Annotated in this window: 13 protein-coding genes; 10 read left to right on the top strand and 3 right to left on the bottom strand. The window is 55.6% G+C overall.

The genetic code is table 11. From position 1 onward, the window contains the following. Positions 1–59 precede the first annotated feature (59 nt). Positions 60–596 carry a DUF5606 family protein gene (locus tag BXP70_RS06755; protein ID WP_086593283.1) on the top strand — a complete coding sequence of 179 codons (537 nt, stop codon included), beginning with the start codon at positions 60–62 and terminating at the stop codon, positions 594–596. Positions 597–685: 89 nt separating this feature from the next. Here BXP70_RS06755 and fbp read toward each other — a convergent pair whose 3' ends face one another. After that, positions 686–1,711, bottom strand: coding sequence for a class 1 fructose-bisphosphatase (fbp, locus tag BXP70_RS06750; protein ID WP_086593282.1), 1,026 nt, complete (start codon positions 1,709–1,711; stop codon positions 686–688). A gap of 439 nt (positions 1,712–2,150) precedes the next feature. Here fbp and BXP70_RS06745 point away from each other — a divergent pair, with 439 nt between their 5' ends. The 5 genes from BXP70_RS06745 to BXP70_RS06725 all read left to right on the top strand — a co-directional run bounded on the left by BXP70_RS06745 (position 2,151) and on the right by BXP70_RS06725 (position 7,607). After that, positions 2,151–2,747 carry a peroxiredoxin gene (locus tag BXP70_RS06745; protein WP_086593281.1) on the top strand — a complete coding sequence of 199 codons (597 nt, stop codon included), beginning with the start codon at positions 2,151–2,153 and terminating at the stop codon, positions 2,745–2,747. A gap of 123 nt (positions 2,748–2,870) precedes the next feature. Beyond that, complete coding sequence (locus BXP70_RS06740) at positions 2,871–4,139, top strand: 3-deoxy-D-manno-octulosonic acid transferase (protein ID WP_086593280.1); 1,269 nt, start codon at positions 2,871–2,873, stop codon at positions 4,137–4,139. Between the two features lie 88 nt (positions 4,140–4,227). Further along, positions 4,228–5,154, top strand: coding sequence for a ribosome small subunit-dependent GTPase A (rsgA, locus tag BXP70_RS06735; protein WP_086593279.1), 927 nt, complete (start codon positions 4,228–4,230; stop codon positions 5,152–5,154). A gap of 5 nt (positions 5,155–5,159) precedes the next feature. Further along, entirely contained in the window at positions 5,160–6,650 is a 1,491-nt protein-coding gene (locus BXP70_RS06730) for a hypothetical protein (RefSeq protein ID WP_143436393.1), read from the top strand. Positions 6,651–6,710: 60 nt separating this feature from the next. Next, positions 6,711–7,607, top strand: coding sequence for an NAD(P)-dependent oxidoreductase (locus BXP70_RS06725; protein ID WP_086593277.1), 897 nt, complete (start codon positions 6,711–6,713; stop codon positions 7,605–7,607). A gap of 94 nt (positions 7,608–7,701) precedes the next feature. On the opposite strand, the gene BXP70_RS06720 is transcribed toward BXP70_RS06725, so the two are convergent. Continuing rightward, complete coding sequence (locus tag BXP70_RS06720) at positions 7,702–8,343, bottom strand: fasciclin domain-containing protein (protein WP_086593276.1); 642 nt, start codon at positions 8,341–8,343, stop codon at positions 7,702–7,704. A gap of 195 nt (positions 8,344–8,538) precedes the next feature. Between BXP70_RS06720 and BXP70_RS06715 the strand changes: the two genes are divergently transcribed. Next, on the top strand, positions 8,539–8,997 hold the full coding sequence (locus tag BXP70_RS06715; RefSeq protein ID WP_086593763.1) for a peptidylprolyl isomerase: 459 nt from the start codon (positions 8,539–8,541) through the stop codon (positions 8,995–8,997). A gap of 187 nt (positions 8,998–9,184) precedes the next feature. Beyond that, entirely contained in the window at positions 9,185–9,400 is a 216-nt protein-coding gene (locus tag BXP70_RS06710; RefSeq protein ID WP_086593275.1) for a hypothetical protein, read from the top strand. A gap of 89 nt (positions 9,401–9,489) precedes the next feature. Here BXP70_RS06710 and BXP70_RS06705 read toward each other — a convergent pair whose 3' ends face one another. After that, on the bottom strand, positions 9,490–11,016 hold the full coding sequence (locus BXP70_RS06705; protein WP_086593274.1) for a sigma 54-interacting transcriptional regulator: 1,527 nt from the start codon (positions 11,014–11,016) through the stop codon (positions 9,490–9,492). A 242-nt stretch (positions 11,017–11,258) separates the two neighbouring features. Between BXP70_RS06705 and BXP70_RS06700 the strand changes: the two genes are divergently transcribed. Next, entirely contained in the window at positions 11,259–12,230 is a 972-nt protein-coding gene (locus BXP70_RS06700; RefSeq protein ID WP_086593273.1) for a c-type cytochrome, read from the top strand. Positions 12,231–12,304: 74 nt separating this feature from the next. Continuing rightward, a complete protein-coding gene (locus BXP70_RS06695; RefSeq protein WP_086593272.1) occupies positions 12,305–13,948 on the top strand; it encodes a S8 family peptidase in 1,644 nt (547 codons plus the stop codon). Position 13,949 lies beyond the last annotated feature (1 nt).

Below are 13,949 nucleotides of genomic sequence, written 5' to 3'. Positions count from 1 at the left end.
TGCCGCGGCAGTGACGTCTTCTCTCCTACCTTTGTATCCTTGACCAACTTTCTTTTTCCATGCCTTACGACCTGAAGGAAATTGCCGCCATTAGCGGAATGCCCGGTCTTTACCGCTTAGTGCGTCCAACGCGCGCTGGCGTCATCATCGAATCGCTCGATGAGCGCGGTACGCGCTCAGTAGCATCGGCTCGCAACAAAGTTTCGCTCCTGCAAGAGATTTCTATCTACACCGAAGATTACGATCAGACGGTACCGCTGACGGAAGTATTTGATCGGGTATACCAGAAATATGGCACTAACCTGCCCCTAACCAACAAGTCGAACGACCAGGACTTGGTAGCCTTCATGGGCGAAATCATCCCTGACTACGACCGGCAGCGCGTATACTTGTCCGACATCAAGAAACTGGTGACGTGGTATCACGCCGTCAGCAACCGTTTGGAGTACCAAGAAGCCACTACGGACACGGAAGACGCCGGTACCCAACAAGAACAGCCAGCAGCCGACGAAGCACTCAGTACCGCTGGCATTATCCCGACGGAAGCTGACGCAGCTGCAACGGCAAACCCAGAAGCTACTGACAAGAGCGCGTAAGCTCAACGAAAAGCTAGCCCCTAAAACCAGCAGGCCGCTTGACTGATCAAGCGGCCTGCTGGTTTTAGGGGCTATTTCATTACTAATATCTAGCTATTCGCAACTGGTTCCTTGGAGTATTCTGCAGCCAGAAACTCCTCCACTTTTTCCACCAAATCCTTGGAGCCCACAAATAGCGGGCAACGGTCGTGTAAGCCCGTGGGCTCGATTTCCATAGTTCGCGTGTAGCCGTTACTGGATTTGCCACCGGCTTGCTCTACAATGAAAGCCAACGGATTGCACTCATACAACAGGCGCAACTTACCGCTCGGCGACTTTTGGGTGGGCGGATAGATATAAATGCCGCCTTTCAGCAGGTTACGATGGAAGTCGGCGACCAAGGAGCCGATGTAGCGTGCTGAGTAGCTTTGCTGCTTGCAATAAGCAATGAAAGAAGCCAGCCCAGCGGAGAAAGAATCGGCGCTGCCTTCGTTGATGGAATATACTGAGCCGCTAGCTGGAATGGTGATGTTTGGGTGCGAGAGGAAGAATTCGCCCAATGAAGGCTCATATGTAAAGCCGTTTACGCCATTGCCAGTGGTATACACTAGCATGGTGCTAGAGCCATAAATTACATAGCCCGCTGCCACCTGATGCGTACCTCTTTGGAGACAATCCTGCTCATTGCCTACGGTACCGGTCGGCGAGATACGCCGGTAGATGCTAAAGATCGTACCGATGCTCACGTTAACGTCGATGTTAGAGGAGCCATCCAGCGGGTCCATCGCAACCACGTACTTGCCCTGGTTGTTGCCGGTCTGGATTACTTCTTCGTCTTCTTCCGATACAATGGTGCAGACCTCGCCACCATTGCGCAATGCCCGGATGAAGCGAATATTGGCTACTACATCTAGCTTTTGCTGGTCTTCGCCTTGTACGTTGCGGTTGCCGTAAGCGCCCGCAATATCAATTAGACCAGAGCGATTAATTTCACGATTAACAATCTTCGTAGCTAAAGCAATATCGCGCAGCAGTTGAGAGAGTTCACCCGTTGCATAGGGAAAATCCTCCTGCTTGCGCATAATAAAACGGTCGAGAGTAGTACCAACAGGCAGCGCCAGTGAGTTGTGATCCATAAAAAAGTAAAGAAATGAGCAGTAGGTCTATGGTCAAAAGTAAGCTTTTTCGGCTTTCAACAATAGAACTTTGCCATATAACGATAGAGATTTTACCGAGAAAGAAAGTGAGGCAGGCCCATTTAAGAATGACTACCCAGCCCAATCAAAACCGAGTTTTATTCCCGAAAACAAAAAGGCACTAAGCTCGACAAGCATCTTGTATTGGTTAAATGCTAAGTGGGCACAACGCGTGCTGACACAGGGGCCAACTGTTTTGCTGCATGCACGGTATAAGGCAAGTAGGCGGAAAGCCCTCTGCTTTGTTGCTGCCTGTTGTGTGCTGCGTATTCGGCTTGTTCGAGGTGCGCACGCAACGCCTGACAAGCGGCAAACTTAGACCTAGGCAAGCCGCTTACTTCACTTATTTGCCTTCTCTCATCTCATTTCCCTGATTATCATGGCCGTTCTCGTTGGTAAACGTGCTCCATCTTTCCGCGCTAAAGCCGTTATCGACGGCCACATTGAAGATGAATTTTCGCTCGACCGCTACCTAGGTAAGAAGCACGTCCTCTTTTACTTTTACCCCTCCGACTTTTCGGCTATTTGCCCCACGGAAGTTCTAGCGTTTCAAGACCGGCTTGCCGAATTTGAGGCCAAAAATGTGGCCGTGGTCGGCTGCTCCACCGATTCGCACAATGCGCACCTAGCTTGGTATCAAATCCCGCGTAACCAAGGTGGTATTGCGGGTGTTACGTACCCACTGGTAGCGGATGCCACCAAGACTATTTCGGCCAACTACGATGTGCTAGGTGGTCATTATGACTACAACGATGCGGGCGAAATGGTGTTCGTTGGCTCACCTGTCGCTTATCGCGGCTTGTTCCTGATTGATAAGGATGGCATTGTACGTCATCAGGTCGTAAACGACCGGCCCCTAGGCCGTAGCATCGATGAAGCGTTGCGCATGGTAGCAGCCTTGCAGTTTTATGAAACCAACGGAGAGGCTTGCCCCGTCGACTGGAAAGAGCCGACTCCGCAAGGCGCCCTCCGATAATATCACCTGCTTAATGGCGTCTCAAAGAAGCTCTAGCGCTAGGCGTTAGAGCTTCTTTAGGTTAGGTAGGGCGGCAAACACGTACTTTTGCATTCTCAACCAATAAGCTCTTCGCTCCCGCTCTTGTTAGCAGTCTACAATATTGCACTCCGTCTGTACGCCTTGCTGCTGCGGTTGGTGGCTCCTTTCAATTCAAAAGCCGCCCAGTGGGTAGCTGGCCGGCGCGGTTTGCTAGCGCATATTCAGGGTACAGTTCGCAACGAAACGGCTCCTCTCGTTTGGTTTCACTGCGCTTCCCTGGGTGAGTTCGAGCAAGGCCGCCCCTTAATGGAAGCCGTAGCGCAACAGTACCCGACGCATAAGATCGTCTTGACGTTCTTTTCCCCCTCTGGCTACAGCGTGCGAAAGAACTGGCCAGACGCGCACTACGTGTTTTACTTGCCGCTCGACACAGCAGCTAACGCACAGGCTTTCTTAGAGGCAGTGCAGCCTAGGTTGGCTGTCTTCGTAAAGTATGAGTTCTGGTATCATTTTCTATCTGCGTTGCACCGTCGGCAGGTGCCAACTATTTGCGTCTCTGCTATTTTCCGCCCCGACCAAGCTTTTTTTAAACCCTGGGGCAGCCTATTCCGGCGCATTCTTGAAAGCTTCACGCACATTTTCACCCAGAATGAGGCCTCGGCGGAGTTGCTGCGCGGCATTGGCATCCGGCAGGTAAGTGTTGCCGGCGACACGCGGTTTGACACGGTGGTTGGTACTGCGGCCGCTCCCCCTAGGTCGTTGCCATTGCTAGAGGCATTTGTGGCAGATCAAGCGCCAGTGCTGGTGGTGGGCAGTAGCTGGCCAGACGATATTTCGGTAGTAGCCCCACCGCTGCGGCATATGGTGGCGGCTGGCATTACGCTACGCGTGATAGTAGCGCCGCACGAGCTTCATGAATCGGGCTTGCGGCAGCTCGAAGCTATGGTGCCTGGGCGAGCCGTGCGCTATTCGGCCGCGCAGCCCGACACGGTAGCGCAGGCTAGCATCCTGATTATTGACTCTATTGGTTTGCTGCGCGAGCTCTACCGCTACGGCTCTATTGCTTACGTGGGTGGCGCCTTCGGCAAAGGGCTCCACAATACCCTAGAAGCCGCCGTATTTGGACTGCCGCTGGTATTTGGCCCACGCTATGAGAAATTTCAGGAAGCGCAGGATTTGGTGGCACTAGGCAGTGCCCGTTCCGTAGAGACTAGCGCCCACCTAGAAGGCGTATTGCGCGAGTGGCTGATGGACAACCCGTTGCGTCAACGTGCAGGTATTACCAACCGGCAATATGTGCTCGATCATGCGGGCGCTACGGCCGCTATTATGGCGGCGCTACCGCTGGCGAGTAACAGGATGACTAACTAAAGAGCGTCATGTCGTTCAACATCTCACTCCGCTATTGTGCTCTTCAATCACTCCATTACGCAGTCACTCCGTTGCTCAATTACTCTTTATGACCGGCATCGTTATTAAATCTACCGGCTCGTGGTACTTGGTGCGCGACCTAGCGACGGGACTGTTGCACCGCTGTCGGCTGCGGGGCAAGTTCAAGCAAAAAGGGTTGAAGGTAAGCAATCCGCTGGCCGTGGGCGACCAGGTGGACTTTACAGTGGAAGAACAAACGGAAGGTGCGGGCGTCATTCACCACATCGAGCCGCGGCGTAACTATATCATTCGGCGCTCGGTGCACAAAACGGAACACGCCCACATTGTAGCCGCCAACCTCGACCAGGCCCTGCTGGTGGTCACGCTGGTGTCGCCGGCTACGTCGTTTGGATTCATCGACCGGTTCTTGGTAACTGCCGAGGCGTATAGTATTCCCGTCACGCTCATCTTCAACAAAGCCGACCTCCACGACGAAGATTTGGCTGATTATCAGCAGCAAATTCAAAAGATGTACAAACGCACTGGCTACCCTAGCTTGCTGGCGGCCGCACGCACCGGCGAAGGAGTAGCCGAAATCGACGCGCTGCTGGATGGCAAGGTGACGTTGCTCTCGGGGCACTCAGGCGTGGGCAAGAGTACGCTCATTAATGCGCTAGTTCCCGACCTCGATCTGAAGACTGCCGAAATCAGCGGGTTCTCGGATAAAGGTGTGCACACCACTACGTTTGCCGAAATGTTGGAAGTTCGGCCTGGCACGTATATCATTGATACGCCAGGCATTAAAGAGCTAGGTTTGGTGGACATTCCGCCCGCTCAACTCGGACATTTTTTCCCTGAAATACGCGCATTGCTCAACCAGTGTCGTTACCACAACTGTACCCACGTGCACGAGCCCGGCTGCGCCGTACGCGAGGCCGTGGAAAAAGGCAAAATTGCCTTGCCCCGCTACGATAGCTACCTCAGCATGCTGAACGAGGAGGATAACCGACATTAATGGCCATGGTACACAGCTTCTTGTTTGCTCCCTTCTCCGATCCGGCGCGCCAGGAGCAGCTGGCAGCTGTTGAAAACGCCTTCCGCGCCGAAGCAGCTACGCCGACTACTCTCCTACTCGGCAACCTCGGGGCCATTGGTGCGCCGCCCGTCGACGCAGTAATACTGCAACCAGGCCGAATTGCGCTGCTGGTGCTAGTGCCGCAGAGTGGGCATTTGCGCGTACCGGCGCTAGCCTATGGCGCGTGGCGCCTCAACGACCAACCCATACCTAGCTTCGGAGAAGCCGACAACCCGTTCGCTTTTTACCAGCATCACAAGGATTCGCTTCTCGCCTGGCTTAGCGCCCAACTCAACCTAGCTCCGACAGCGTTGCCGCCGCTTGCGGGCTTGGTCGTGCTGCTTGCGCCGGTTACCTATGGCTCCGAGGTAGAAAATCAACTAAGTAGCCAAGCGGCCGCGCACGATTTTCAGCTTGTAAATGACTTGCGGCAGTTGCCGCGGCGTTTGCGGCAATTGCCGCCTACTAGCGGAGCCCCGACCGAAGCGGCGCTGGAAGCGTGGTCCACCCGGCTAGCCGCCCAGCAGGCAATGGCCGAGCCGGAGTTTTATGCTGACGATGAAGAACCTAGCTATGGTTTTTGGGAGCAGAAAGCCCGCCAGTTGTGGCAATGGCTAGGCGCCGCCGACGTTCCCGCCGACCCACCCTACGGAACGGCCGCAGACCCTCGACAGCTTGAAGCTCTGCGGCAGGAGCTACAGCGGGAGCTTCAGCAGCAACAACAAGCGGCGCACGCCCGGGAAGCCACGCGTGAGCAAGAACTTGTGCAATTGCGCCAACAACTAGCACAAACCCCCACTTACCAGCAAGCTGCTCAGCAAGAGCGGGCCGAGCTGGAAGAAACATTACGAGTCGCTCGGGCCGAGTCGGCGGCGCGCAACCAGGAACTAGATGCACGTATTCAGCAGCTTGGTCAGCTCATTGAGCAGCTTCGAACGCAAGCCGCTGCCCCAGTGGTGGCACTGCCACCTAGCTTAGCAGTGTCGCCAGCTATACCAGCGCAGCCCAAGCCGATCCGCAAGGCAGTTTCCACCGCGAGCCCTAGGCCTGCTCACGTGCACTTACGTCTGACACGGGTAGCCTTCGTGGTAGGCGTGTTGCTGTGCCTCGGACTCGGCGGCTGGGCAGTGGTGCGCCTGTCGAAACACTACTTAGCCACCCGCAAACCCAAACGCGAGCAAATTACCCGCGTAGCACGGCCAGCGCAAAACGACCCAATGCAAGGGTACTCTGACGCAGCAACGCTCACGTCGCAAGCACTAGACTCTACAATGGAGCAGGACGAAAGACAAGATGAACCGTTGGTTGTGCCAGATCAGGATGAACCCGTGGTTGTCCATGATTCGGAGCTTATTATGCAGGTTACCAGCGACAGCGCCGCCAAGGCATCCGAGCGGGAAGAAGAAGCTCCGGCCCCGGATTCTATTCCGCAGTAAGCTAGCTAGTTCAGCTCTAGGCTGCGTATACTGAGCATTTTGCTTTTCTGCTAAACTTTTATGGCTGAACAAATTGCTTTCCTAGGTCTCGGCAACATGGGCGTAGCCATGGCCACGAACCTGCTCAGAGCAGGTCACTCGCTCAGCGTGTATAACCGCACCACCAGCAAAGCCGATTCGCTGAAAGCGCTAGGTGCTACCGTCGCCGCGACGCCGGCCGAAGCTGCCCAAGACGCCTCCATCGTTTTCACGATGGTGACCGATGACGCGGCGCTGGACACCATCACCACAGGCCCCGATGGTTTGCTCAGCGGCCTCGCGCCAGGAGCAGTGCACGTATCCTGTAGTACAGTCGCGCCCGACACCAACCGTCGTCTCGCCGCAGCCCACCAGCAGCGTGGCTCGGTGCTGGTAGCCATGCCCGTCTTTGGTAAGCCCGACGCAGCCGAAGCCAGCAAGCTCTGGCTTGCCACGGCAGGCCCGACTGGTGCGAAGGAAAAGCTCCACCCGTTCTTAGATCCGCTTGGTCAGGGCGTGTACGACTTTGGCGAAGACCCCGGTGCGGCGAACCTAGTTAAGCTCTGTGGCAACTTCATGCTAGGTGCTGCCATCGAAGCCATGGCCGAAGCCTACACCCTAGCCCAGAAAAGCGGCCTTGAGCGGCAGCAGGTGCACGAGTTTTTCAGCAACACTCTCTTCAATTGCCCGGTGTACAAAAATTACGGCCAGCTCATCGCCAGCCAGCACTACCAGCCCGTTGGGGCCGAGCCACGTATTATTCGCAAGGATTTAAAGCTGGTTTTGCACGAAGCCCAGGAGCAGATTGTGCCCATGCCCTTTGCTACTATCATTTTTGACCAGCTTTCGGCAACGGTTGCTCGGGGTCGTGACAACATCGACTGGGCCGGCTTTGCGCAGCTCGCAGCCGACAACGCTGGCCTAGGGCAACAAGGGTAAGCCCACAAGGAACGCAAAACAGAAACTATAACCCTGTGAAACAGACAAGCCCGGCTCTTGGGCCGGGCTTGTCTGTAAGGAAGGAAAGAGCTAGCTACTCCGTTTCAGCCGGTGGCATCAATACCGTGTCGATGATGTGCGTGACGCCGTTGCTAGACACGACGTCGGGCGTGGTTACAGTGGCATTGTTGATCATCACTTTGCCATCCTTCACTGCCACTTTGATTTTCTCGCCGTTCACGGTCGTCAGCTCCTGCCCATCGCGCAGGTCAGCGGCCAGCAAGCGGCTAGCAATGACGTGGTAGGTTAGCAGGCCTTTGAGCTTGTCTTTGCTTTCGGGGCGCATAAGGCCAGCCAGAGCTCCTTTGGGCAACTTATCGAAGGCGGCGTTGGTAGGCGCAAACACGGTGTAAGGCCCGGCGCCGCTCAGCGTACCATCGAGGCCAGCCGCTTGTACGGCTTTTACCAACGTGGTCATGCCTTGGGCTTGCACGGCATTCTGCACAATGCTTCTGTCGGGCGTCATGGCTACGCCATCAACCATTACCCCGTCGGCTTTGCCCATGCGGGCGGAATCAGTGGGCATATTGGCCGAGTCGGCCACACTCATGGTAGAACCGGGCTCCTGTGCTGTGGTGTCGGCGCCTTTGTTGTCGCCGCCGCAGCTAGCGAGGGTGGTGGCTAAGATGCTCGCACCGAGCAGGAAATAAGACGTAGTGCGAAAGGTCTGCTTCATGGAAAAAGGGGAGTTGGCAAGCTGAATAAGGGGGTACGTAAGTAACAGGCGAAAGTAAGACGCCTCTGCTCCTGCCGCAACCTACGCACCTACCGCACTTCTGGATGCCGTGGGCTAGCCGAATTGGTTACCTTTGCCCCGTTTCCGTTGGTTAAGCGCGGAAATTCTACTTCTCCCACCTACAACTTTCTAGACATGAAAACCGCTGAAATTCACACCAGCAAAGGCGTAATGAAGCTGGAGTTCTTCGAAGAGGACGCTCCGAACACCGTTAAGAACTTCACCGACCTAGCCCAAAAAGGCTTCTACGACGGCACTAAGTTTCACCGTGTCATCCCGAACTTCATGATTCAGGGCGGCGACCCGAATACCAAGCCCGACGCGAAAGGCATGCCAGGCACGGGTGGCCCCGGCTACAAAATCAAATGCGAAACCTCGGGCAACAACCAGTACCACGACCGCGGCGTGATTAGCATGGCGCACGCTGGCAAAGACACCGGTGGCTCACAGTTCTTCATCGTGCACAACCGCCAGAACACCGCTCACCTCGACCGGGTACACACGGTGTTCGGTAAAGTGGTAGAAGGCGAAGACGTGATTGATCAGATCCGTCAGAACGATGAAATTGAGAAGATCGTCGTAAGCGAAAGCTAGGTCTGGTTTCTCACTAGCACCTCCTAAAAACCCCGCTGGCATGCTTCCAGCGGGGTTTTTCTCTTTATTAGGAACTTGAGCTAGTGAAACGCGTAAGTATCAGTAGACTATATAGCCTGAAATGATGCTTAGAAAAACACCTATCCTTGCACTCGTATTTTTTGGAGCTAGCCTGCAAAGCTGCTCTTTGTTCCGCTCCGATGTCAATTCTGAAAACCCTGCTGTAGCTGCACAAGCACAACGGGTAGAATCCTTGAAAAGCCAAGTGGGTGATCAGGAGCGCCTCGTTGACGATGCCAAATCACGCGTTGATGCGGAGAAAGACCGTCTTAAAGCCCTGAAGTATCAACTGAAGGGCGCCCAACAGAATCTAAAAGGCCGGAAGCTCGAAGCTAAAAGCTAGCACTAAGCTCGTTATTAATCCCCAAGCGAAACCAAAATGCCCCACGCACCTTCCGGCGCGTGGGGCATTTTGATAAAGGCACTGACCACTTACCGACGACGGCCGCGGGGCTTCTCGTCCTCATCCTCGTCGTCATCGTCGCCGCCGAAGCTAGGCATGGTGAACATCGAGCTGAGTAGGTCTTTGAACTGGGTGCCGGCCGTCACGCGGTTGCGCGAGATCAGGCTGTGTTCGGCCAAGCCGTGCAGGCAGAACTCCATTAGGAAGTACGTTGTCTCCTTGTCCTCGTTGGGATGCAGGAACGTGACGATGTTGCGCAGACCGGGCACCTGGTCGAGGGCCTTTTGGTAGTCCTTATCGGAGCCATCATTGAGCACGTCGACGGTGTTGCCAGCGCCAAACCAGTCCTGCACCTCCTTATACGGGTTCGGAATGTTCTTCTTTTTCTTCTGCTTGTCGGGATCAGGGAAGTAGTTCAGGAACAGGGTGCGGATAGCCTTGCCCATGAGCTTTTCGGCCACAATGCCGGCTCCCTCCTGCTCACCTTCGTACACCAGCTCCACTTTACCCGTAAGGGCAGGCACGGCAGCCAGAAAATCGGCGATACGGATATACGTTTTCTTCTCCCCGTTGATCAGCGCACGGCGCTCAGCGGCGCTGATCAAGCTTTCGTAAGCGGCAATGGTTAAGCGAGCCGACACGCCGCTTTTGGCGTCTACAAACTCAGAACCGCGGGCTTCCACGGCTACCTGCTCCACTAGGTCGCTCACGATTTCGTTGGTGGTCACCATGCCTTTCTGCTCTTCTTTAATGCGAGCTTCTTGCTTGGTGATGCGCTTGCCAATCTCAATCGACTTGGGATAGTGCGTGATAATCTGGGAGTCGATGCGGTCCTTGAGCGGCGTCACGATGGAGCCACGGTTGGTGTAGTCCTCGGGGTTGGCGGTGAACACAAATTGAATGTCCAGCGGCAAGCGCACCTTGAAACCGCGAATCTGGATGTCGCCTTCTTGTAAGATATTGAACAGCGACACCTGAATGCGGGCCTGCAAGTCGGGCAACTCGTTGATCACGAAGATGCCACGGTGCGACCTAGGTATCAGGCCGAAGTGAATCACGCGCTCATCGGAGTACGGCAGCTTTAGCGTAGCCGCTTTAATGGGGTCAGCATCGCCGATCAGGTCAGCTACCGACACGTCGGGGGTAGCCAGCTTTTCGGTGTAGCGGTCCGAGCGGTGCAGCCACGATACGGGCGTCGCGTCGCCTTTCTCGGCAATAAGGTTTTTGGCGTAAATAGACAGCGGTTGTAGCGGATCGTCGTTTAGTTCCGAGCCTTCCACCACCGGAATATATTCGTCGAGCAGGTCCACCATCAGGCGGGCGATGCGGGTCTTGGCCTGCCCACGCAAGCCAAGCAGGTTGATGTGGTGCATGCTCAAAATAGCGCGCTGCAAGTCAGGAATGACGGTTTCTTCGTAGCCGTAAATGCCCGGAAACACTTCTTCTTTGCGCTGGAGCTTGGCAATCAGGTTGTCGCGTAGTTCCTGCTTCACCGAGCGGGGCTGATAGCCGGACTTCTTCAGTTCGCCTAGGGTACGGATGTTGGTTGGGGTCATATAAGAGGGAAGGTAGTCTGCCAGATGGAAAGATGAGCAAAGGTCAGGAAGCAGACAACTATGAAATAACTGTCTAACCCCATCATTGGTTCGGCGGCAAGAACGGTGAACAGGTGAAAATCCTAGCTTTTGTTGTTCACTTACCAATCTGCGCCACTCACATACATATGTGATGCCTGCCGGTTGCAGTAGGCATACGGAACCTATAGTATTGTAGCTGAAAAACTTAGCTCCAATACTGCATGAAAAAATTCTTCAAAGTACTAGGCACGGCGCTCGGTATCGTGGTACTCGCGGTCGTTGGTTTTGTTGTATGGGTGCAGGCGCGCGGTATTCCCTCCTACGAGAAGCCCCCAACGCCCACCATGGCCGTGGCCGCCACGCCAGAGCGCCTAGAAATGGGCCGTTCGCTCGTGCTGGCGAGTTGCACCGACTGCCACCTAAACAAGCAGACAAACCGGCTTTCAGGCCAGCAAATGCTGGATGTTCCCCAGGAATTTGGGAAGCTCTATTCGGCTAATATCACCCAGGATAAAGACCATGGCATCGGCAACTGGACGGATGGCGAGGTTATTACGCTCCTACGCACCGGTATTGGGCGCGATGGGCGCTACCGCATCATTATGCCGCACTTCGTGCATATGTCGGATGAAGACGTGAACAGCATTGTGGCCTTCCTGCGCTCCGACCACTCGTGGGTGAAGGCCGACCCAGCGCCCACTCACGCGCAAGAACCTAGCTTGCTAGTTAAAGCATTGGCGAACACCGTGATGAAGCCAACGCCCATGCCCACGCAGCCCGTGGTAGCACCTGTCGCCACCGACCAGCTAGCGTACGGCCGCTACCTCATCGTAGGCCGCTACCAGTGTTACGACTGCCACAGCAAGGATTTTAAAACCAATAACGCCCTCGAACCCGAAAAATCGGAGGGCTACCTAGGGGGCGGCAACCACTTCCTGGACGCTAACGGCAAAGACATCGTATCGCGCAACCTCACCGGCGACCCCGAAACCGGCATTGGCCACTGGAACGCGGGCGACTTCTCAAAAGCAGTGAAGTTCGGGATGTCGCCCAACGGACCTTTGCGTGCGCCCATGCCGAAATATTCGACTATGAGCGACGAAGACGCGGCGGCCATTTTCGCTTATCTTCAAACTATTCCTAAAATCAAGAACGCCACCCCGGAAGATCAAGGCACCGTGGCAGTTAAGTAGAAAGCGCTAGTCTATTTTATCGTTGTCAAAGGATCATCAACTGACCTAGGTTTCTGATTTCTTTATTGCCTCCTATGAAGCGTCTATCCCTGACCCTATGCTCTTGCCTGTTCGCCTTCATAAGCCGGGCGCAAACGCCGGTTGCGCAGTGGCACCACCTCGATCCGACCGCCGACCACGTGATGGGCATTAGTACAGATCGGGCGTATGAGCTGCTTCGACAGCTAGGGATTCGGCCGCCCGCTCAACCGCTGATCGTGGCCGTTATCGACGGCGGCGTAGATACGGCGCACGCCGATTTGAAAGCAGTGCTGTGGCACAATCCGCGCGAAATTGCGGGCAACGGCCGCGACGACGACCACAACGGCTACGCCGACGATGTGTACGGCTGGAACTACACGGGTGGCAAAGACGGCCGCAATGTATTTCACGATCAGAAAGAGGAAACGCGCCTCTACGCCCGCCTGCGACCTCGCTATGAAGGCAAGACCCTAGCCCAGGTGCCCGCGGCACAACAAACAGAATTCCGTTTGTACGAGCGGGCCAAAGCCGCTTATACCACGAAGCGCGCCGAAGCCGAAACCGCCTACCAGCGCGATTCGCAGCAGCTAGCCGAAGACATAGCCAACACCGCCACGCTCAAGAAAGCATACGGCGTACCAGTACTCGACTCCGCCTTGCTCCGCCACTCGCCCTCCGCTGATACGACCCTGACCAAGCTAGCGAGCTTATTCTACCGCATTACGAGCCGGATGCATCAGCCCAACGCCGACTCCGTGCTGAACTACTACCGCCATTACAACGCTGAACTGAAAGATCGGCTGGATTACGCCTATAATCTGGCTTATGATCCGCGCCCCATCATCGGCGACCATATTCAGGATCTTCGCGAACGAGCCTACGGCAACGCTGACCTAGCCACCAGCCTCGCTGACCATGGAACCAAGCACGGCACGCACTGCGCGGGCATCATCGCGGCCGACCGCACCAACGAGCTAGGTGGGAAAGGCGTTGCGGACCACGTGCGCCTCCTGTCCGTGCGCTGCATCCCCGATGGAGATGAGCGCGACAAGGATGTGGCCAACGCCATCCGGTATGCCGTCGACAATGGCGCCAAGGTTATCAGCATGAGCTTTGGCAAATACTTTTCGCCGGAGAAAGCCGCCGTAGATGAGGCCATGCGCTACGCCAACACCAAGGGCGTGCTGCTCGTGCACGCCGCCGGCAACGACCACCTCGACACCGACCAGACCGTTCAGTATCCTCAGGGCCGCTACCTCAATGGCCAGCAAATCCCGAACCTGATAACCGTAGGAGCCAACGCCCGCGCCAACGACGAGCACCTAGTAGCTCCTTTTTCCAACTACGGCCGCCAATCAGTTGACGTGTTTGCCCCCGGCGTGGAAATCATGTCGACGGTGCCTAGCAGTGCCTATGGGCCTTTGAGCGGTACTAGCATGGCCGCGCCAACGGTAGCTGGGGTTGCGGCGGTGCTGAAAACGTACTTCCCCCAACTCAGCCCCGCCGATTTGAAGCGTATTATTCTGCAATCGGCGGTGCCTTGTCATACGCAGGTGCTAAAGCCCGGCACGAAAGAGCGGGTTGATTTTGCCACGCTCTCCCGCACTGGCGGCATCGTCAATCTGTATGAAGCCGTTAAGCTAGCTAGCACCCAACCTAGTCCGAAGCACCAGGCGAAAGCACACGCTAGCAAGTAGC

The organism is Hymenobacter crusticola (genome assembly GCF_002154225.1).
Classification (GTDB): domain Bacteria; phylum Bacteroidota; class Bacteroidia; order Cytophagales; family Hymenobacteraceae; genus Hymenobacter; species Hymenobacter crusticola.
This window is presented reverse-complemented; position numbering and strand designations above follow the sequence as displayed.

Excerpts from the sequence above, each read along its gene's own strand:
- BXP70_RS06755 (WP_086593283.1), top strand. The coding sequence starts at position 60 with ATGCCTTACGACCTGAAGGAAATTGCCGCCATTAGCGGAATGCCCGGT.
- BXP70_RS06695 (WP_086593272.1), top strand. The coding sequence starts at position 12,305 with ATGAAGCGTCTATCCCTGACCCTATGCTCTTGCCTGTTCGCCTTCATA.
- BXP70_RS06715 (WP_086593763.1), top strand. The coding sequence starts at position 8,539 with ATGAAAACCGCTGAAATTCACACCAGCAAAGGCGTAATGAAGCTGGAG.
- fbp (WP_086593282.1), bottom strand. The coding sequence starts at position 1,711 with ATGGATCACAACTCACTGGCGCTGCCTGTTGGTACTACTCTCGACCGT.
- BXP70_RS06730 (WP_143436393.1), top strand. The coding sequence starts at position 5,160 with ATGGTACACAGCTTCTTGTTTGCTCCCTTCTCCGATCCGGCGCGCCAG.
- BXP70_RS06745 (WP_086593281.1), top strand. The coding sequence starts at position 2,151 with ATGGCCGTTCTCGTTGGTAAACGTGCTCCATCTTTCCGCGCTAAAGCC.
- BXP70_RS06720 (WP_086593276.1), bottom strand. The coding sequence starts at position 8,343 with ATGAAGCAGACCTTTCGCACTACGTCTTATTTCCTGCTCGGTGCGAGC.
- BXP70_RS06700 (WP_086593273.1), top strand. The coding sequence starts at position 11,259 with ATGAAAAAATTCTTCAAAGTACTAGGCACGGCGCTCGGTATCGTGGTA.
- BXP70_RS06705 (WP_086593274.1), bottom strand. The coding sequence starts at position 11,016 with ATGACCCCAACCAACATCCGTACCCTAGGCGAACTGAAGAAGTCCGGC.
- BXP70_RS06725 (WP_086593277.1), top strand. The coding sequence starts at position 6,711 with ATGGCTGAACAAATTGCTTTCCTAGGTCTCGGCAACATGGGCGTAGCC.
- rsgA (WP_086593279.1), top strand. The coding sequence starts at position 4,228 with ATGACCGGCATCGTTATTAAATCTACCGGCTCGTGGTACTTGGTGCGC.